Genomic DNA, 19,259 nt, shown 5'->3' on the forward strand with positions numbered 1-19,259 from the left:
TTCCTTTTATAACTGCGCCATTCCAAATAGGGGTGAAGAGGCGCTTGCGTATGCCTTTTTTTCCATGCGCCCTGCTAAAAAGCTTTTTCTTCCTGCAATAACGGCATACTTCAAGCTCTCTGCCATTAAAATGGGGTCTTTGGCTAGAGCGATAGCTGAATTACTTAGCACACCATCTGCTCCACACTCCATCGCAATACTTGCATCACTCGCACACCCTACACCTGCATCTACAATTACAGGCACTTTAATGGCATCTTTAATAAAACTAATATTGTAGCGATTTTGTATCCCTAAGCCACTTCCAATAGGAGCAGCTAGTGGCATCACTGCACTTGCCCCCGCATTTTCTAAATGTTTAGCCATAATGGGGTCATCATTAGTATAGGCTAGAACACAAAACCCCTCTTTAGCTAGAATTTCACAAGCTTTTAGAGTTTCTAAAACATCAGGGTATAAAGTCTTTTCTTTATCCCCAATGATTTCTAATTTGATAAAATCAATGCCTGTTGCCTCTCTAACTAATCTAAATAAAGCAATCGCCTCATTAGCCTCCACACACCCCGCAGAATTAGGTAAAAAGCTAATTGAAGTGTCTTTAAAGGTCTCTAATAAATTTTCTTCATTTTTATTGATGATATTCACACGCCTAATAGCAACGGTTATCATCTCAGCCCCACTCTTTAAAGTCGCCTCTTTAGTCGTTGCAAAGTCCTTATATTTACCAGAGCCAACAATAAGCCTAGATTTGAAAATTTTAGAACCTATAATTAAGTCATCATTCATTTGGATTTCCTATTGCCTTATTTAGAGAAGTTTCACAAATTAAAAGGGTAAAAACCCCTTCTAATTTGTATTATCAAAGATTAAGCTTTTTTATGCACCAATTCATTGATGTAGTGTTCTACTGAGCCTAAGCCCTCTTTTTTTGCCCACTCATAGCATTTAGAGACAAAATCCCAATTGATATGCTCATAGAATTTCTCCAAATACACAGGGCGTGCGTTTTTGTGGTCAATATAGTAAGCATGCTCCCACACATCTACCACTAAAAGGGGGACTTTTTTATCCGTTACTGGGGTTTGAGCGTTGCTAGTTTGGATAATTTCAATCTTTTGAGTTTCTACATTATACACTGCCCAATTCCAACCAGAGCCAAATAAAGTAGTCGCACTCTTGATAAATTCTTCTTTAAACTTCTCTAATGAACCAAAGTCTTTTTCTAAAGCCTCTTTTAATTCATCGCTTAACGCACTCGCTTTAGGAGCTATACAATCCCAATAAAAATCGTGGTTATAAATTTGAGCAGCGTTATTAAACACGCCCCCACTAGACTTAGTCAAAATAGTGTATAAGCAACTCTCTTCAAACTCAGTGCCTTTAATTAAGTTATTCAAATTATTCACATAGGTTTGATGGTGCTTTCCATGGTGGAAATCAAAGGCTACAGGACTTAAAAAATCTCCCATACTATCTTTAGCAAAAGGTAATTCTCTTAATTGAAACATGGTTTCTCCTTATTTTTTAGAATTGGCATATTATAGTCATTTTTAGCATTTTTTGACAAATTAAGTCTTAAAAATCTTGCAATGATGAAAAAATGTGAATTTTTATGTCATTTTTAAAAAAATAAAGTTGATTTATGGACAATCATCTTTTCATCTTAGTCTTTAGACAAAAGCTTAGTGAAGTTTCTTAGCTATTCTTTAGGAGTAAAAAGATAGTTATTATCGCGAAAAGGTTTCTTATGTAAATACCCTAAATTCTCTAAAATACTAAATACTCTATTTTTATTGTTTTCAAAAGTTTCAATAAAGATAATAGGGCGGTATTTTTTCAAAGTTTCTAATGCACCCTCAAGCATTTCAATTTCATGATTTTCTACATCAATTTTAACAAAATCAAGCCTCTCAAAGCCATAATCTTTTAAATTGATTGAATCTAGGGCAATCAATTTAAAAGCGCCTTTTTCATCTTGGGTAAGCGCTGTTCCTCCAATATTATCGGCGTGAAAAGCAATATTATCGTTATAGTGAGAATTGTGAAAAATTTTTGCATTAATACTTTTGTTAGATAACCCCACATTAAGAGGTGTAACAATGTTTTGCAAATGATTTAAAGCAATATTTTTTTCTAAAATTTCAAAAGTAGAAAAGATAGGCTCAAAGGCTAAAATTTTAGTTGCTTGACACTCTAGGGCAAAATAGAGCGAATGATTACCAATATTAGCTCCTATGTCTAAAATATACAACCCCTCTTTATTTAGAGCGCTTTTTTGATTACGTGGGGGGGGGGGGTGAGAATCTCTTTTAATTCCTTAAGAATTTCTATTTCAAAATAGGTTTTTGTCTCTACGATATGCGACTGAATCAAATCTAAAGGGTAATTTGGCACATAAAAAAGCGTGTTATTATTGCGCCAAATGTTATCTGGCATGGAAAGCTTGCATTTAATTATTTTAGTATCTTTTTTAAGTTCCATTATACTATTAGGTAGGTAATACCATAATTTCAATTTGTGTAAAATCTTTTTAAAAATTTTTGCAAACATTGATTTCCTTAAACTTTTGATTAAAATCTCAAACGAGCTACCATGTTCTAATTTTATCATGTCTTAAACAAATATCTTGATAATTTAAACCATAACTTTTAGAAAATTAATTCTTAAAAATCTTAATAACGGCAAGAAATACAAATCATAATCTCTTAAATAACAAAAATACAAGATTTATTTATCAAAAAACAGCAAGAAAAATAAGTCAATAAAATGGTGGAGAATAGCGGGATCGAACCGCTGACCTCCTGCGTGCAAAGCAGGCGCTCTCCCAGCTGAGCTAATTCCCCAAACAAAGGATTGTAAAAGAATGGTGGGCTTAGGAGGAGTTGAACCTCCGACCTCACCCTTATCAGGGGTGCGCTCTAACCACCTGAGCTATAAGCCCTTAAAAGATAGAATTATAAAGTAAATTATCTTAAAATTTTCTTAAATAATAAGTTTTTATAAAAATGCTACAATACTTTTATTATACTTTCATACTTAAGGGGATTTCATGGCGTTATTATTTACAGGGGCATGCGGTTATATTGGCTCTCATACTGCAAGAGTGTTTTTAGAACGAACTAAAGAAAACATCATCATTTTGGATAATTTGAGCACCGGTTTTTTAGAGCATGTAAAAGCACTAGAATATTACTATCCTAATAGGGTTACATTCATTCAGGCTAGTTTGAATGAGACACAAACTTTAGACACCTTTTTTAGTAAGCAACAACTAATTGAGCCAATTCAAGCAATCTTACACTTTGGGGCTAAGCTCTTAGTAGAAGAATCTGTTCGCCTACCTTTAGAATACTACACCAACAACACGCTTAACACCCTAGAGCTTACCAAACTTTGTCTCAAACATAAAATCAAGCATTTTATTTTTTCTTCCACAGCCGCCGTTTATGGCGAGACAAACTCAAGCGTGAATGAAGAAAGCCCATTAAATCCTATCAATCCTTATGGGGCGTCTAAAATGATGAGCGAAAGGATTTTGTTAGACACTTCTAAAATAGAAGATTTTAAATGCGTTATCTTACGCTATTTCAATGTGGCTGGGGCATGCTTAAAAAATGATTATTCTACCCCCTACACGCTAGGTCAACGCAGTTTAAACGCCACGCATTTAATCAAAATTGCGTGCGAATGTGCGGTGGGTAAAAGGAAAAAAATGGGGATTTTTGGCACTAACTACCCCACTATTGATGGCACTTGTATTAGAGATTATATCCATGTAGATGATTTAGCAAACGCTCATTTAGCAAGCTATCAGGCTCTTTTAGAAAAAAACCAAAGTGAAATCTATAATGTCGGCTACAATCAAGGCTATAGCGTAAAAGAAGTGATACAAAAGGTTAAAGAAATCTCAAACAACGATTTTTTAGTAGAGATTTTAGACAAACGAGCAGGTGATCCTGCAAATTTAATCGCTAATAACGCTAAAATCTTAAAAAACACTTCTTTTAAGCCCCTTTATAACAACCTAGACACCATTATAAAAAGCGCTTTAGAATGGGAAGAACACCTTTTGAAATTTCAATAATACACCCTATGCAAATACAAGCCATTAGCCATTATGGGCGTGTGGATGGTGGCTTTAATGTTATTGATTTGATTTTGAAGTTCAGCGAGTGTAATTTTTTGCAATGAATACGCCACGCTTGCTTGAACCATAAGCCTAACACTAGAGCGTAAAAACGCATCGCCTATGATTTTAAACACCACACACTTATGCCCCATAATACAAGTTTCATAAGCAAAGGCTTTAAAAATAATGCGCTTAGGATTGGTTCTAGCCCCACCTTCTTTTTTAAAGAGAGAAAAATTATGCTTGCCTATAAATTGCTTTAAAGCCGTATTTAACAAATCTAATGAGCCATAATTGTTGCAAGCTATGTAGGGAGAGAGAAAGGGCGTTTTTAAATGTTTGGTTAAAAGGTAGCGATACGCTCTTTTTTTAGCGTCAAATCTTGCATGAAAATTCTTTTCTTCTAATTTTTTTAAGACAATGTGTGGAGCAAGCTTAGGGGCTAGATAATGAAATAAATTAGTTGCATTCCAATGCTTAGGGGCAGAAAAGGATAGAACTTGATTGTTTGCATGCACGCCTTTATCGGTGCGTCCGGCTGAAACTACAGCACTTTTAATCCCTAATGAATTTAAAGCGCTCTCAATTTTATCTTGAACGCCAAGCTTATTAGGCTGTTTGGCATAGCCTAAAAAATACGCCCCATCATAAGCGATAGTTGCCTTGAAACTTCGCATTTAGTAACGCTTTAAGATGAATTTCTTAAATAATAAATAAGAAATGAACGCCCAAATAAAGGGGAATAAAAAGGTCATTACAAACAAATCTGTAGAAATCACATGCACCATTAAAAAATAAATGCCAATCGCTCCAAGCACATACACATAACTAAGATTAGTCTTAAATCGTGGGTTAGCTATGCCAAATAAGGGGATTAAAAACACACTCGCTAAGGGAAAGAGTGAAACTAAAATCGCTTGAGAAAACCGACGCCTTTGACTTTTATTCGCCTCTTTACCAAAGGCTCTTTTCCAATAGCCTATATAATCAGTGCCTTGCAAATAAGCTGCATCTTTAGAATTAAAAGATTTGAGTTTGTTGCGTAAATGCAATTCATCAAAATCAATTTTACGCATTTTGTCATCTTGCGCAAAATACGCATTCCCATTGTATAGATTCAATTCAAATACGCCATCTTTATTATTGATATTGCCCTTTTGAGCCAAAATAAAACTTTCTTGAGAAAGGCTTTTATTAGAAAAAAGCACCAAATTATCATAAGAATTATCTTTGGCCCTATCCACATACACAAGCCAATCGCCTAGTTTTTGTCCAAATTCGCCCTCTCTAATATTAATATCAATCTTGTCCTTTTTTTGACGCAAAAATCCATAATACGCACTCTTAGAAGTAGGGATTAAGATAAGCGAAAACACCAATAAAATCACGCTCACTAAGATACTTATTGGCACAAACACTTCAGTCATTTTTTTAGGCGAGATTCCTAAGGAAAAAAACACTAATAACTCATGGTCATAACTAAGCCTTGAAAGTCCCAAAGCACAAGCCGCAAAAAAGGTAATCGGTAGAATAAAAAATATGGTTCCGGGCATTGAATACAAAAAGAGTTGCACTAAATCTAAAAAGCTTACTTTAATCACCATTGTAACGCTTGCAATGCCAATTAAAAGCACGATAGAAGAAATAAAAAACAGCACCAAAAAGAATGAAAAAAAGACTTGCGAAACCGCTAAAAAAAGATAGTGCTTAACCATTATATATTCTAAATCCCCCTATTGCACCCCATCTAAAATAGGCACAAACAAGCATTTTTCTAGCACCTTTTCTAAAACTAACACACCATTTCTTTTAATAAAGCGTTTAATCACTTGCTCGTTATTTTCTTGCATGGGTGCAACTAAAATTCCGCCTTCTTCAAGTTGGTCAATGAGAGCTTGCGGAATACTTTTAGCACAAGCAGAAAATAAAATCCTATCATAAGGGGCGTATTGCTCCCAGCCCTTGTTCCCATCAGCAAGCTTAATATGAACATTTGAAAAGCCTAAAGCTTTAATGCGTGAGCGTGCTTCTATATACAAGCTTTCAATCCTTTCAATACTAAAAACACGCCTAAAAATTTGAGACAATACCGCCGCTTGATAGCCACTCCCACAGCCAATTTCTAGCACGCTATCCACATTATCCACTTGTAAATATTGCGTCATTTTTGCCACGGTTAAGGGCGAAGAAATATATTGTTCTGCTTGCATAGATAGTGCGTTTAAAGTATAAGCAAAATGCTTGAAAGGTTTTGGGACAAAGATTTCTCTGTTTATGCTTTCCATAGCTTTTCTTACTTTTGCATGCAAACTGAAACGCTTATTGATTTCTTCACACATCAAGCGATTTTTTATACTCTTCAAGCAAGCACCTTAAAAATCATCAAAACTCACGCTTCCTTTAGCATAATTACTCACTCTAGCTTCAAAGAAATTGGAGCGTTGCTCATTAAAACTTGAAAAGCTCTCTACCCATTTAATGGGGTGTTGAACGCCATAAATTTTAGGAATGCCTACCTTACTCAAACGGCTATCTGCTAAAAACTGAATATATTGCTCAATCAAGCTTGAAGTAAGACCTAAAATCTTACCTTGTGTGATGTAATCCCCCCAAGCAGATTCAATCTCTACAGCTTTTTTAAACATCTCTATGACTTCACTAATTAATTGTGGTGTGAACAAATCCGCTCGCTCATTCCTTAAGGCATTTATCATGTTTTGAAACAAAATCAAATGCGTTACTTCGTCTCTTTGAATAAAGCGTATCATTTGAGCTGAGCCTAGCATTTTACCACTTCTAGCTAGAGTGTAAAAATAGCTAAACCCACTATAGAAATAAATCCCTTCTAAAATTTGATTAGCAAAAAGAGCTTTGATAATGTTTTCTTCTGTAGGGTTTTTGGCTAATTCCATATACACTTCAGCGATGTAATCATTCTTGCTCTTGAGTTGCATATCAGTGCGCCACATATCATAAATCTCTTCCGTATTCGCACTAATGCTTTCTACCATAACTGCATACGCATGGCTGTGTAAGGCTTCTTCATAAGCTTGACGCACCAAGCATAGATTAATCTCTGGACTGGTGATAAAAGGATTGACATTATCAATGAGATTATTGGTTTGTAAGCTATCCATAAAAATGAGTTGTGCTAAGGCTCTGTCATAGCCGATTTTTTCTTCCGCACTCAATTTGAGATAATCTCTCTTATCATCATTCATGCTCACTTCTTCAGCAAACCAAGTGTTAGCGAGCATCATTTTCCATAAATCATCAGCCCATTGATACTTGATTTTATTCAAATCAAACATGCTTGTAGGATTACCCCCAAAAATCTTTCGTTCATTCACACTTTCTGTAGAATTAGGGTTATAAATCTTCTTGCGTGAAACTTCCATATTTTTCCTTAAAAACCATATAATTATTAGTCCTATAGGATACTCTTAAAAGCATTTAAAACCCCTTAAAAGTAAGCATAAAACTTAATTTTTTTGAGAATTTTAATCGTTTCAGTATTTTTAAAGGATTAACTAGCTATAATCTCACTTCCTTTCATTTTATTTTGTGCGGAAGTGGCGAAACTGGTAGACGCACTAGACTTAGGATCTAGCGCCGCAAGGCATGGAGGTTCGAGTCCTCTCTTCCGCACCATATATCTTTTAGCTTTTTATTTAAAACTTCTTAAGAATGCTTGCTGATAGTTAGAATTTCTGCACCCACTTTGACTTTTTCATTACTCAATTCAATTTTATCACTAGGTTTTAACTTCTCTAATTCTATAGCTTTATTACCCTTACTGACAAACGCTCCAAATTTGGGTAATTTCAAATGTGCATAAGCGAGTTTAAGAGCGTTTTCTAACGCATTCAAACGCTCTGTTTTGGCTTGTAAAAAAGGGTTTGTTAACATTTGAGTAGTTGCATTTTCTAAAAACATTTTTTTAAGGCGTAACATCTCTAAAACCTTACTTTCTAAAGCAATTTTTAGATTCTTAAGTTTTAAAGAATGCAAATGGTGCTTATTTTCAAAACTCAATCGTTTTAAAGAAGTCTCTAAATGCTCTAAAACCGCCTTTTTTTGACTAAATAACACTCTAAAATAGCGTTGCAATTTTAAGTGGTATTCATCAAGGCGTTGAAGCCATTCATCACTACTAGGAAGTAGAATTTCCATCGCATTTGAAGGCGTAGAAGCCCTTAAATCGGCCACCAAATCACTCAATAAAAAATCGCTTTCATGCCCTATAGCAGAAATAGTGAAAGTTTTAGCTAAAAATAGTGCATCAGCAATTTTTTCATCATTGAAAGAATACAAATCTTCCATGCTCCCCCCACCCCTAGCGACAACAATCGCATCAAAAGCCTTTGGTGTGTTATAAAAACTATCCGCATAAGCGATGTTTTCTACCACGCTTTTTACGCATAATTCCCCTTGCATTAAAGTGTCTATACAGACTAATTCACACATAGGCCATCGTTTGAAAGCAATTTTTTTCATATCAGCCAAAGCGGCGGAACTTTTTGAAGTGATTAACGCCACACGCTTAGGAAAGCTTGGTTTAGGTAGTTTATGAGCTTTATCAAAATAGCCCTTAAGGCGTAATTTCTCTTTGAGTTGCTCTAAAGCTAAGGCTAATGAACCTAACTCTTTAGGCTCTAATTCTAAACATTTGATTTGGTATTCCCCCCTTGGAGCATACACACTAATGGCGCCAAAAACAATGACTTCTTGCCCTTCTTTTAAAGCGAATTTGAGCCTACTCGCATTGCCTTTAAACAAAACGCATTTAATCACAGAGTGGCTGTCTTTCAAAGAAAAATACACATGTCCACTTGCCTTATGAATGGTTAGGTTACTGATTTCACCTTGAACTCTCACTTGTAAAAAAGTCGTTTCTAAAAGGGCTTGTATTTGAGCGTTTAATTCGCTCACACCTAATACACTCATTGTAAAACTTCCTTATACAAGGCGTGTAATATCATTAAACAACCCTAAGAGCATGATAAAAATCAAAAACCCTACCCCTACTAACCATAACATGTTATGGATAGATGTGGGCAAGGTCGTTTTAAACACGCTTTTAAAAATAACCCCTAGCATTTGCGCCCCATCAAGTGCTGGAATGGGTAATAAGTTTAAAATCCCTAAATTGATAGACAAGAACGCCCCAAATAATAAAAGCGCGCTAAAACTATTTGCATGGCTTAATGCCCCCACAATGCCTACTACCCCACTTAATTCTTTAGCTGATGCACTCCCTACAATCAAACGCCTTAAAGAGTCTATAATCAAATCAACGCCTTCTTTAAACCTATTCAAAGCAAGTTTGAATGCTGGAAAAACCGCATAAGAGACAACGCCTACTTTTTGAGTATCAGGTTTAATGCCAATCACCTTGTATCTCATCATTTCATTAGACTCATTAGGAATGACGACAATTTTAGGGGTTAGTCGCTTTTCTAAAACTTGGTTGTTGCGTTCTATCTCTAGGATTAATTCGCCTTGAGAGTGCGTTACTAACTCTCTAATCTCTCTAAAACTTTTTATTTTTTGATGATTGATAGAAAGGATTTTATCCCCTTTTAATAGTCCGGCTTCTAAAGCGTTATTTTCTAAATCACCAATGATAGGTAGTAAGACTTTTTCCCCACTTAGTGCCAGAAAAAAATACACTAAAATCGCAAAAAGGAAGTTAAAAAACGCCCCCCCAAAAAGTATCCATAATTTTTGAAAAGAGCTTTTTTGTGCGTAACTATCACTATGCTTATTTTCATCACTCTCTTCTTTATCCATGCCTTTTAATTTTACATAGCCCCCAAGCGGAATTAAAGATAAAGCAAATTGTGTGTTAAAAAGCTTAAAAAAACAAAGTTTTTTACCAAAGCCAATACTAAAAACTTCTACCTTCACCCCACAAATTCTAGCCATTACAAAATGCCCTAACTCATGGACAAAGATTAAAAACGCTAACATCAAAATCGCCATAACTAGCATGCTTGTCCTTTATTTTGTGGGGCTTTCTGGTGCTTTATTTTGTGGAGGTGTGGGCGCAGTGGGTGCTATAGGTCTATTAGGTGCTTGAGGGGCATTTGCATTAGACTTCTTTGTGTCAGTATCTCGTGGGGATTTTTGCCATAATTTAGTCAAATCAGCCGCCTTTTTAGGCTCCATTTTAGCTAGAATCTTGCCTAATTCTTGGGGCTTTAGTGCCATTAAAATTTCTAGGGCGTTTTGAGTGGGTAAATTCTCTAAAATCAACGCAGATTTTGAATCTTTCATCTTAGAATAAGTCTCGCCAATTTTACTCGCCTTAGCCTGTTTGATTTGCTCTAAGATTTGCTCATCTTCTTCTAATAAACTTTCCATGCGTTTTTTTTCAGTTTCTTGCAAGACTCTAAAAGCCTCTTCTCTAGTCTCTAGGGCTTTATTTTTTTTATCTATCTCTTGCTCTTTTTTATCTAATAAATCGCTTTTTTCTTGCAAAAGGCGTGCGTTTTCAGTTTGTAGAATCTTTAAAGACTGCTCTTTTTGATTAAGCTCGTCTAATTCTTCTTTGATTTCAGCTTTTTTGGATTCAAAAATCACACTACAGCGCAATAATTCTTTCGCATCTTTTTCATCAGCAATCAAGTGCGTTAGAAAACCTACTACCACAAATCCTAAGATTATTTTATGCATGCAAACCCTTTTTGGCAAAATGCAAGATTAAGGCGCTTTCATCTAATAAAGCTTGCTCCTTTTTTTCTAAAAGTTTCGTAGCTTTTTTAACTTCATTTTCTAAAATGAATTTAGCTTTCTCCAATTCTTGATGAGCCATAACATAATCTTGTTCTAACGCTTGAATGTCTTTTGCCACTTCATCAAGCTGTCTTTTAATAGAACCAATCTCAATTCTTAAAGCATTTTTTAAATGCTGAGTTTGTAAAAATAGCCCCACATTCCCCAAAATAGGGCTACTAAAAGCGCTCAAATCTTGCTGACTTTTTAGCATTTTCTCTTCAATTTGCAAAAAAAGTTGGCGTTTTTCTAAAAGCTTTTGCTCTAATCTATGCAAAGCGTATTCATTGATTTGAACTAAAGTTGTAGCAAATTTCTTCATAGAAAAATCGTGTCTTCTCTCTCAGGGCTTGTAGAAATAAGACTGATTTTTACCCCCACTTCTTCTTCAATAAAACGCACATAATCCCTAGCATTTTGTGGCAAATCTTTTAAATCTCTTGCGCCAACACTTCTCTCCCACCCCTTAAAGCTCTTATAAATAGGCGCACAACCACTCAAATCACTTGGAAAATACTCTAAAGTAGCGCCATTTTTCTCATAGCCTACACACACTTTTACTTCATCAAATCCGTCTAAAACATCTAATTTCATCAAGGCTAATTGTGTGCAACCATTCAAAGCACACGCATATTTTAAGGCTACTAAATCTAACCAGCCACAACGCCTTGGGCGTTTAGTTGTTGTGCCAAATTCTGCTCCCCTACTTCTTAAAGTCTCGCCCATAGAAGTCAAATCTTCGCTAGGAAAAGGCCCATTGCCTACACGAGTGCAATACGCCTTAGTAATGCCTATAACTTCATCAATGACCTTGGGGTTTAGCCCTGTGCTTACACATGCGCTCGCACTAATGGTGCTTGAGCTTGTTACAAAAGGATAAGTCCCCAAATCAATGTCTAAAAGCGTGCCTTGAGCGCCTTCTAAAAGGATTTTTTCACCTTTTTGTCTGGCGTTAATAAGCATAATAGTGGTATCCGTAATAAAGGGGCGAATTTTTGGGGCATAAATCTTAAAATATTCTCTTAAGTCTTGTTCGTAATTTTCACTCAAGCCATAAATTGCCTTAAAAGGTTCAATGGCTTTAAAGTGAGCGTTTAATTTTTTTTCTAAAACTTCATCGTCTAATAAATCCCCCATTCTTAAGCCACTTCTAGCCATTTTATCTTCATAGCAAGGGCCAATGCCTTTTTTGGTCGTGCCAATATTTTGAGACTTTTCTTTAAAGGCATCTTTTTCTACATGATAGGGCAAAATCACATGCGCTCTATCGCTTACAAACAAACGCCCCTCTAAGTTTTTAAACTGCGCCATTTCTTCGCATAAATCTTTCACGCTAATAACTACGCCACTAGAAATAATATTCTTACATTGTGGGTATAGCACCCCAGAGGGCATTAAATGCAAGGAATGCTTAATTCCCTCATGCACAATCGTATGCCCTGCGTTATGTCCGCCTTGATAGCGCACTACAAACGCATAATCTTTAGCGATTTTATCTACAATTTTTCCTTTGCCCTCATCTCCCCACTGAATGCCTACGACTACATCTGCCATGCGTTATATTCCTTAATGAATGATTTTAAGTAGATTTGATTTTAATTAAAGCTCTTTTATAACAAAGTCAAACAGACTAGAATACCAAAAAAAACACAATAAAAGAAAAACCACTCTAAAACTTTGTCATAAAAATTTAAAATTAAGCGCTTTTAAAAAATAATAATTAAAAAATTTAAGGTTTTATGGATTATAATCACATTCTAGGGAAGTTATACCGCCTAAAGAAGGTAACGACTTCTCTAGGCGGTTGTTCCCTAAATTTACATTTAAGGAGCAACCATGAAAATCGTTGCAATTATAGCATTATTATGCATGATTTTAGTAACTTTTTGTTATTAAAATCATGAGAGAGCCTTTAAAGCTCTCTCTTCATTGCAATGTTTTCATTATTTTTTTAAACCCTTTTTAATAACTTCATCACAATTTAATTGATAATTAAAATAAAAATATTTAAATTTTAAAGATAGGCTGAAAGTATTTTAAGCTATAATCGCATTCTAGGGAAGTTATACCGCCTAAAGAAGGTAGCAACTTCTCTAGGCGATTACTCTCTCTAAATTTAAGATTTAAAGGAGTAATCATGAATAACATTGTGATTATAGCATTATTATGCATGATTTTAGTAACTTTTTGTTATTAAAACATGGGGGAGTTTAGCATAAACTCCCTTTTAATTGCAATGTTTTCATCATGCTTTCTAAAAAATATCAATCTTAGTGCAAAAATCTTAAGTGGCTTTTAGATAAAAAAGATTAATGCATTAAAAAGATTAAAACTTTAAAACCTATCAAAAATTTAAAAATCGCCTTAGAATGAGTTATGAAAAAGAGTCATTAAAAAAGCAAAAAGCCTCTAAAAATTTTAGAGACTTAAAGAATTAAAATCCAATATTATAATTCACATAGAAAATATACAAGCGTCTGTAAGTTACATCAGCGCCCGCACTTCTTAAATACGCTTGATTGATTGCAGGGATTTTCACACCAAATTCCACACCATGCTGAATGATTTGTGTGTGGTTTTTGAATTGCAAGAAACGATAGTGTGTCGCTCGTGCGAAGTTCGCTCTCAAACCAAGGTTGAATAAGAATTGGAAATTCGTAGGGTTTAAATGCTTGGGGCTATCAAAGTTAGTCTTAATTTGATGATATAATGAGCTATCCCAAGTATTCCCTGCAATTTGAATCCCTCCATAAACACCCATATTCAACGCCTTGTCCAAGAAAGTTCTTCTAAAGATATTCCATAAAAAGTCTGTTCCTACCCCATAAGTAAAGATATTTGCATTAACCTCAGTATTAAGAATACCTAACTGAGTATAGCCATAATCAAAGAATCCATAATAGCGAAACCCAACATTTTTAGAGCGTCCAAAGAATTGTTTATAACCCATTTGAATACCCAAACCATTACTCACGCCATGCTGAGAGCTTTTACCCGCAACAAATTGAGGTAGGTAGGGTTCATCATAACGACTAAGCATAGAACTAAGTCTATTCAAATCATTTTTATAAGTTCCTAAAGCACCAAAAATAGCCTCACTTGCTTGTTGCACAGGAACTCCAAGCAGTTGCTGTAAGTTCTCTGTGAAAGCTTGGATATTAGAAGTTTTAGAAGTGAGAAGATTCAAAGCATCTTTTAAGGCCGTAGCCATTGCTGTATTATCACTAGCACTAGAATTACTAGCATCTGTTTGGAGAGTTTTCACAACACCTTGAATATAATAATACATATTATTACAAGTTTGAGAGCTAGAGCCAGAATCAGCGGGCTTTGTAACCTCTGTGGTTTCTATGGCGCTTGATTTTTGAGGGGGAGTTTGTGGGGTTGCATTAGGGTTAGCATAAGGCAAGCTTTTTAAGGCTTTTATAATCTCAGTATCAGCGCTATTGCTAGTATTTAAATACCCATTTATTTTTTCTACAGCAGTAGTAATTTGCGAACCAACATTTTTGTTATCAGTTTCAGCCTTACTGATAATGTTATACAAATCATTCAATTCATTTGCAACGGGATAAATGGTGTTAGCATTAAGAGTTCCTGTTGTGATGTCTTGCAACTGATTGAGCATGTTAGCAAGCGCTACAGCCCCAAGATTTGCTTGAGCATTTGGTGCTTCAAGTGCCTCTTTCACATCATTTTGAGCTTTTGTTACATCTGTTTGCAATTTTTTTAGTGCTGTTATGACAAGAGGCTTACTACTAAGATTGTTTATCGTAAAAGGGTTGGTTTTAGTGGTAGAAACATCGCAAGTTTGACTAGTAGCGCATATTAATGAAGTAACCCCATAAATATCATCCATTAATTGCTGAGCAAAAGTGATATTCTGTCCTGTGTTAGGGATAGGTTCCCATGTTTGAGGGTTTAGGTTTACTATGACTTGTTCACTACTACTAACGGGTTTTAAAAAAGAGTTAGTAGTATCAGTCTTGCCAAGACTACCCATAAGCTGATAAGAATACAAACCAAGAGTTTGAGCATAAGAGCTTTTTAGGGCTAGGGGAATGGTGCTAAAAGAAGTGTTATAAAAATCTTGCAAGCCACTTAGCAAGCTACCTAATTGTTGTGAAGTGTTTTGATTGTTAACGAGATTTAATCGGTTCAAAATATTAATACTTCCTACAACAAGCTGACCAAACTCTTGTTGCACCGCATTAAAGATTCCAATCGCTGGTTGGTAAGTATGCGTATAGCTAAAATCAGTAGAGGGCGCACTCTTTAACAAGCCTGCAAGAAACTTTTGCAAACCTTGAATGGTATAAAGACTCCTATCAGCCTCAGCACGCTGCATAACAAACTTAGCCAAACCACCCGCAGAATCCGGATAAGCCTTACTCACCATATCTGTAAGAGCTCCCATTACCGCATTAGTCGTAATAGATAAAAGCCCTTGATTACCCGCCATAGAAACCCCCACATTACGAAAAGACTGGACGGTTTCTTGTCTTAAAGCACTGCCTTTATTGTCAATTTGCTGTTGAGTGCCTCCAATTTGATAGCCAATCCCCATATAAAAGCCACTATCTTCAGCTAAAATAGCGCATAAGGGAACACTTAGGGCTAAAGTTGCTTTAAATGCAAAGTTCTTAAACATGTTTTTTTTATTCTTTCTATTCATCTCTCTCTCTCTTAGAATCCTACGGTATAGCCTACATAGAAACTGAAATTACGAAGATAGCTCACACTCACCCCAGCCGTTTTAAAATAAGTGTGTTGGATAGTAGGGATTTTGACCCCCACTTCCATACCTTGTTGAAAAGTGTGTTTACCGGGCTTTCTCTTAGAAAAGTTGGTTCTAACCCCCAAATCAAATAAAAATTGGAATGATGAATGGCTTATTTTACTTGGCATTCTACCATTAAGCTGGTCTAACACATCAGTAAACCAACTCTGCCCTGCTAGTTGAATCCCCGCAAAAAATCCAAGCGTGGTCTTCTCTCTCCCTCTTGAGCGCTCAAACACATTATAGAGCAAGTCTGTGCCTGCTCCATAGGTTACGAGGTTTGCCCCAACTTTTAAATTGCCACTACCAAAATTTACAGCTCCATAATCCAAAAATCCATAATAGCGTAAGCCTAAATTACGCTTGCGCCCAAAGAATTGCTTATAACCTAGCTTAGAGCCAAATCCATTCATACTCCCTGATTGATAGGAATTGAGCGCTTGAAGATTGGGTAAATAAGAGATTTCATACAAACTCTTAGACCCTGAAACAAGTCTTTCTAGTTGGGTTTGAACAAGGCTTTTAGATGCTTGCAATCCTGCAATATTTCCCATTACGGCTATTTTAGTTGGCGTTTTTGAGCCGGGTTCATAGAAAGGTAAAATCGCTTTTCCATTAGTGCCTTGAATGGTAGCTTGTATGTATTCTTTAACTTTTGTTGCATCCCAACCCTTAGGAATATCATATTGTGGTAGGAGAGGAATGTCTTCATTAGTGTCTCCTTTTTTAAGACCACAGAGATTAGCTCCAATTTGACACACAGTCTGCTTGAGATACTCGCCTAAAATTTGAGTGTCTAATGCTAGAGAGCGCCCTTGCTTTACAAGTGCCTCAATTTGAGAAATCGTAGAGTGCGCTCCTAAGAGAGAGGATTGCGCCCCAAAGCCTTGCATCCCGGTTGCTACATCACCAATGCTAATACCATTATGTTGCCCGATATAGACATAATGGGGATTTTTGTCTGTTCCAACATTTTCCCAATAGAAAGGATTTTGACCAAACTTCGTATCCCCTGTTTGCAAGTTCATAGACTCAACCCCAGCTACCCCAAGCACAATCGCTTGCATTAAGTAATTGTAGAGTTGTTGTGCGCCATCAGCTATGGGTGTCCCAGCTGTTTTAGGGGTATCAGCACCACCACCATTAGGCATTGTGCCACTATTTGCACTAGAGGCATTGATAGATTCTTTACTAGCAAAAGGCGAAGTAGAGTTAGCGCCAATAACACCTAATGCGGTATCAATATTTTGAGCCACATTCATCATTGCTTGAGTGATATTAAAGGTTTGACCCGGTTGTAAGGTAGGGATTAGGTCTTGAATGGGCTTACCATTTGGTAATAAATCGCCATAGCTAAGCACTAGAGGCTGTATTTTACCCGCAAGAGCCTCTTGCCTATATTCTGGAGTTTGCGACATAGAAAGCAAGGTTTGCAATATATATAGCGAATTAAACAATAAGCCACTATCTGTTGGAGTGTAATTAGCCAAGTTAGGCGTTGATGTCCCACCAATACGTGGAGCACACTCGCCATCTTTGCCTTTACAAAGTTGGCTCATCAATTCCACCGTTTTTGAACCTAAAAGCTCTAAATAGTAGGCTAGAGGCACTGCAGCACTATTAACACTCTGCGCCCCTTGCTTAATCTCTTCTCTTAAGAGTTGTGCGCTCGCATAACCCGGGTTTTTAATATTTTGTCTAGCAAGGCTTGCTTGATAATCAATGCCAAAAAAGAATCCATCTTCTTCAGCTCCTAACTCACTTAGAGACAAGCTTGCCACTAGAGAAAGACAAAACGCCTTTAAGCGCCCATTTTTATGAAAAATGTTTTTCAAAAAATCTCCTTAATCTTGCATGTTCTGCATATGAAGTAGCTATCATTAGTATTGGTATGTCTAATTTTGAATACAAATTTTACAAGCTATTTTGGTTGTAACTATAGCACCTTTTGCTAAAATGTAAGCTTAAAGTGCCACCTACTACTTTCTTTTCCTTTAAGCCCCCCCCCCCCAATGTTTCTAAAAGTAAAACTCTAATTTTTATTAAAATTAAAAAAATTTTATTATTAATTTGAGAAAAATCTATCATTTTTTTAATGATATTTTTTATTTATAAATAAAAAACAAATATAATTTTTATCTATTTTTAAGAGACTTTTTGAGTTATAAAATATAGTTTTATATATCTTTTTTTCTCAAAATGGATTTTAGAATTGTTTATTACATGGCTACCCAACCTAGATTAAAAGCAAGGCTGTTTTAATCTGCTCTATTTTTTCTATCAAAAATTGATAAGCATTTAAAGAAAGGTCTTTGTAATGTGAAATAGGTTCTACCATATCTATTTCTATGCTATAACGCTTTTTATCTAACTCTTGCAAAGAATTTTGAAGAGTTAGTAGGTCTTGCTTGGTTATCTTTTGAGAGCTTAATAGCTTGTCAAATAAATTATTGTCATTATATAGAGCGACTGCTATATCAAAAATATCTCTTGTTTTATTGTCAGTTTTTCTAAAAGTAATCTTTTTAGCGATAATATTTTCTAGGCTTTCTGTGTAAATATCAAAAGCAAAAATCTTTTTAGAATTATCTACATATCCCTCATTACTTGCATAATCCACTAAAACATCTACTTTAATATTATCTTTATTCGTTACGCCTATATGATTGTGCTGGTCTATGTATCTAATGCTATCAAAATGACTGCAATCATCTATCCATAATTTAGGGCTAAAGAATCCTAAATGTTGAGCGTCATTAACAAACAAATCAATATCAAAACTTAATCTATGCTGGAAGTAATACATGCTCAAAGCTGTGCCTCCGCCAAACTTAATACTACTAGGATTAAGCCCTAAAATTAAAGCGTTCTTAATAATGGGGGTAAATTGCTCTAAAGCTTGAATTTGAGCTACAAAATTGTTTTTGATAAAACTAAGCTTAGTTTCATTGATAGGGATTGATAGAAAGGACATGCTTAATATTCTCCATAGGGACATGATAATCTTGTGAAAACCATTCTATTTCTTGCTCTAGTGCCTCTTGCTGGATTGTGCCTATAATATACTTGTCAGTATTGCTTAGATTAGTCGTTTTTTTATCCATAAAAAGCTCTATAAGATACTCTAAGCTCACATGCTTATTTTTATTACCAATAGAGTTATTGATGGTGGCTAGTAACATAGGAGCAAATGGCATCTTATTCTCCCTAAATTGATTTGTTCTAGTTTAGCAAATTCTGTGTTGGTTTTGGTTTTGACTGATAATGATTGTTTGGATACAATGCGCCTACATTTTAACCCACTAGAGCAAGTCGTAATGCATGGGCGGTTGTTTGGTTTGATTTTAGCAAGTTTTCCCAATGATAGATTTCTAATTGTCCATAGCAAATTCAAAGCAATATGGACTTTAGCATAATTATAAAAACCTTGTTTTTTACCCTTATAAGCAAAGTATCTCTGTTGTCTTGATAATACTTTTAGTCTGTCTTTAGATAGAATAAGTTTAATATCGTTTTTTGAAATCTTGTATAAAATCTCTTAGTGGTTTTTAGATTAAGTATAACCAAAACGCA

Annotated in this window: 18 protein-coding genes, 3 tRNA genes and 1 pseudogene; 3 read left to right on the plus strand and 19 right to left on the minus strand. The window is 35.5% G+C overall.

All coding sequences use genetic code 11. From position 1 onward, the window contains the following. Positions 1-6 precede the first annotated feature (6 nt). From HCW_RS07755 to HCW_RS07780, 6 genes are all read right to left on the minus strand, one after another. Positions 7-786 carry a thiazole synthase gene (locus tag HCW_RS07755; protein ID WP_014661670.1) on the minus strand — a complete coding sequence of 260 codons (780 nt, stop codon included), beginning with the start codon at positions 784-786 and terminating at the stop codon, positions 7-9. A gap of 80 nt (positions 787-866) precedes the next feature. Then, complete coding sequence (gene sodB / locus HCW_RS07760; protein ID WP_014661671.1) at positions 867-1,508, minus strand: superoxide dismutase [Fe]; 642 nt, start codon at positions 1,506-1,508, stop codon at positions 867-869. Between the two features lie 191 nt (positions 1,509-1,699). After that, positions 1,700-2,251: an FkbM family methyltransferase gene (locus tag HCW_RS07765; protein WP_014661672.1), complete on the minus strand. Its 552-nt coding sequence runs from the start codon at positions 2,249-2,251 to the stop codon at positions 1,700-1,702. Positions 2,252-2,262: 11 nt separating this feature from the next. Continuing rightward, positions 2,263-2,550, minus strand: coding sequence for a hypothetical protein (locus HCW_RS07770; RefSeq protein ID WP_014661673.1), 288 nt, complete (start codon positions 2,548-2,550; stop codon positions 2,263-2,265). 217 nt (positions 2,551-2,767) lie between these two features. Continuing rightward, positions 2,768-2,843 (minus strand) — tRNA-Ala (locus HCW_RS07775). 21 nt (positions 2,844-2,864) lie between these two features. After that, positions 2,865-2,941: transfer RNA gene (locus HCW_RS07780), tRNA-Ile, on the minus strand. A 108-nt stretch (positions 2,942-3,049) separates the two neighbouring features. Here HCW_RS07780 and galE point away from each other — a divergent pair. Beyond that, on the plus strand, positions 3,050-4,084 hold the full coding sequence (gene galE / locus HCW_RS07785) for a UDP-glucose 4-epimerase GalE (RefSeq protein WP_014661674.1): 1,035 nt from the start codon (positions 3,050-3,052) through the stop codon (positions 4,082-4,084). Here the strand turns inward: galE and truA are convergent. From truA to HCW_RS07805, 4 genes are read right to left on the minus strand one after another with little or no spacing between them, the layout of a single operon-like run. Continuing rightward, a complete protein-coding gene (truA, locus tag HCW_RS07790) occupies positions 4,078-4,806 on the minus strand; it encodes a tRNA pseudouridine(38-40) synthase TruA (protein WP_014661675.1) in 729 nt (242 codons plus the stop codon). The genes galE and truA overlap by 7 nt on opposite strands. Beyond that, positions 4,807-5,844, minus strand: coding sequence for an LptF/LptG family permease (locus HCW_RS07795; protein WP_014661676.1), 1,038 nt, complete (start codon positions 5,842-5,844; stop codon positions 4,807-4,809). 18 nt (positions 5,845-5,862) lie between these two features. After that, the gene (gene pcm, locus HCW_RS07800) at positions 5,863-6,492 is read right to left on the minus strand and encodes a protein-L-isoaspartate O-methyltransferase (protein ID WP_014661677.1); all 630 of its coding nucleotides are present in this window, start codon (positions 6,490-6,492) and stop codon (positions 5,863-5,865) included. A 9-nt stretch (positions 6,493-6,501) separates the two neighbouring features. Further along, positions 6,502-7,527: a ribonucleotide-diphosphate reductase subunit beta gene (locus tag HCW_RS07805; protein WP_014661678.1), complete on the minus strand. Its 1,026-nt coding sequence runs from the start codon at positions 7,525-7,527 to the stop codon at positions 6,502-6,504. Positions 7,528-7,695: 168 nt separating this feature from the next. Between HCW_RS07805 and HCW_RS07810 the strand changes: the two genes are divergently transcribed. Continuing rightward, a tRNA-Leu gene (locus HCW_RS07810) sits at positions 7,696-7,780 on the plus strand. Positions 7,781-7,810: 30 nt separating this feature from the next. On the opposite strand, the gene xseA is transcribed toward HCW_RS07810, so the two are convergent. The 9 genes and pseudogenes from xseA to HCW_RS07860 form a co-directional block, all read right to left on the minus strand. Further along, entirely contained in the window at positions 7,811-9,076 is a 1,266-nt protein-coding gene (gene xseA / locus HCW_RS07815; RefSeq protein ID WP_014661679.1) for an exodeoxyribonuclease VII large subunit, read from the minus strand. 12 nt (positions 9,077-9,088) lie between these two features. Then, positions 9,089-10,123 (minus strand): RIP metalloprotease RseP, encoded by a 1,035-nt coding sequence (gene rseP, locus HCW_RS07820; RefSeq protein ID WP_014661680.1) that lies wholly within the window; start codon positions 10,121-10,123, stop codon positions 9,089-9,091. Positions 10,124-10,132: 9 nt separating this feature from the next. Next, positions 10,133-10,807, minus strand: a complete 675-nt coding sequence (locus HCW_RS07825) for a MotE family protein (protein WP_014661681.1) — start codon at positions 10,805-10,807, stop codon at positions 10,133-10,135. Next, positions 10,800-11,228: a flagellar export protein FliJ gene (locus tag HCW_RS07830; protein ID WP_014661682.1), complete on the minus strand. Its 429-nt coding sequence runs from the start codon at positions 11,226-11,228 to the stop codon at positions 10,800-10,802. The genes HCW_RS07825 and HCW_RS07830 overlap by 8 nt, the downstream gene beginning before the upstream one ends. Further along, on the minus strand, positions 11,225-12,460 hold the full coding sequence (gene purA, locus HCW_RS07835) for an adenylosuccinate synthase (RefSeq protein ID WP_014661683.1): 1,236 nt from the start codon (positions 12,458-12,460) through the stop codon (positions 11,225-11,227). The genes HCW_RS07830 and purA overlap by 4 nt, the downstream gene beginning before the upstream one ends. Before the next feature lie 880 nt (positions 12,461-13,340). After that, positions 13,341-13,955, minus strand: a pseudogene (locus tag HCW_RS09780) (outer membrane protein); the annotation flags it as partial. Between the two features lie 1,637 nt (positions 13,956-15,592). Beyond that, positions 15,593-17,521, minus strand: coding sequence for an outer membrane protein (locus tag HCW_RS09895; protein WP_014661685.1), 1,929 nt, complete (start codon positions 17,519-17,521; stop codon positions 15,593-15,595). A gap of 401 nt (positions 17,522-17,922) precedes the next feature. Next, positions 17,923-18,660, minus strand: a complete 738-nt coding sequence (locus HCW_RS07855; RefSeq protein ID WP_014661686.1) for a nucleotidyl transferase AbiEii/AbiGii toxin family protein — start codon at positions 18,658-18,660, stop codon at positions 17,923-17,925. Beyond that, on the minus strand, positions 18,632-18,883 hold the full coding sequence (locus HCW_RS07860; protein WP_014661687.1) for a hypothetical protein: 252 nt from the start codon (positions 18,881-18,883) through the stop codon (positions 18,632-18,634). The genes HCW_RS07855 and HCW_RS07860 overlap by 29 nt, the downstream gene beginning before the upstream one ends. A 42-nt stretch (positions 18,884-18,925) precedes the next feature. Between HCW_RS07860 and HCW_RS09490 the strand changes: the two genes are divergently transcribed. Continuing rightward, positions 18,926-19,102: a hypothetical protein gene (locus HCW_RS09490; protein WP_155802265.1), complete on the plus strand. Its 177-nt coding sequence runs from the start codon at positions 18,926-18,928 to the stop codon at positions 19,100-19,102. Positions 19,103-19,259: the final 157 nt, after the last annotated feature.

Origin of the sequence: Helicobacter cetorum MIT 00-7128 (assembly GCF_000259255.1) — a bacterium.
GTDB lineage: Bacteria > Campylobacterota > Campylobacteria > Campylobacterales > Helicobacteraceae > Helicobacter > Helicobacter cetorum_B.

Coding starts and splice junctions, on each gene's coding strand:
- HCW_RS07755 (WP_014661670.1), bottom strand. CDS start 786: ATGAATGATGACTTAATTATAGGTTCTAAAATTTTCAAATCTAGGCTT.
- sodB (WP_014661671.1), bottom strand. CDS start 1,508: ATGTTTCAATTAAGAGAATTACCTTTTGCTAAAGATAGTATGGGAGAT.
- HCW_RS07770 (WP_014661673.1), bottom strand. CDS start 2,550: ATGTTTGCAAAAATTTTTAAAAAGATTTTACACAAATTGAAATTATGG.
- galE (WP_014661674.1), top strand. CDS start 3,050: ATGGCGTTATTATTTACAGGGGCATGCGGTTATATTGGCTCTCATACT.
- truA (WP_014661675.1), bottom strand. CDS start 4,806: ATGCGAAGTTTCAAGGCAACTATCGCTTATGATGGGGCGTATTTTTTA.
- HCW_RS07795 (WP_014661676.1), bottom strand. CDS start 5,844: ATGGTTAAGCACTATCTTTTTTTAGCGGTTTCGCAAGTCTTTTTTTCA.
- HCW_RS07805 (WP_014661678.1), bottom strand. CDS start 7,527: ATGGAAGTTTCACGCAAGAAGATTTATAACCCTAATTCTACAGAAAGT.
- xseA (WP_014661679.1), bottom strand. CDS start 9,076: ATGAGTGTATTAGGTGTGAGCGAATTAAACGCTCAAATACAAGCCCTT.
- rseP (WP_014661680.1), bottom strand. CDS start 10,123: ATGCTAGTTATGGCGATTTTGATGTTAGCGTTTTTAATCTTTGTCCAT.
- HCW_RS07825 (WP_014661681.1), bottom strand. CDS start 10,807: ATGCATAAAATAATCTTAGGATTTGTGGTAGTAGGTTTTCTAACGCAC.
- HCW_RS07830 (WP_014661682.1), bottom strand. CDS start 11,228: ATGAAGAAATTTGCTACAACTTTAGTTCAAATCAATGAATACGCTTTG.
- purA (WP_014661683.1), bottom strand. CDS start 12,460: ATGGCAGATGTAGTCGTAGGCATTCAGTGGGGAGATGAGGGCAAAGGA.
- HCW_RS07855 (WP_014661686.1), bottom strand. CDS start 18,660: ATGTCCTTTCTATCAATCCCTATCAATGAAACTAAGCTTAGTTTTATC.
- HCW_RS07860 (WP_014661687.1), bottom strand. CDS start 18,883: ATGCCATTTGCTCCTATGTTACTAGCCACCATCAATAACTCTATTGGT.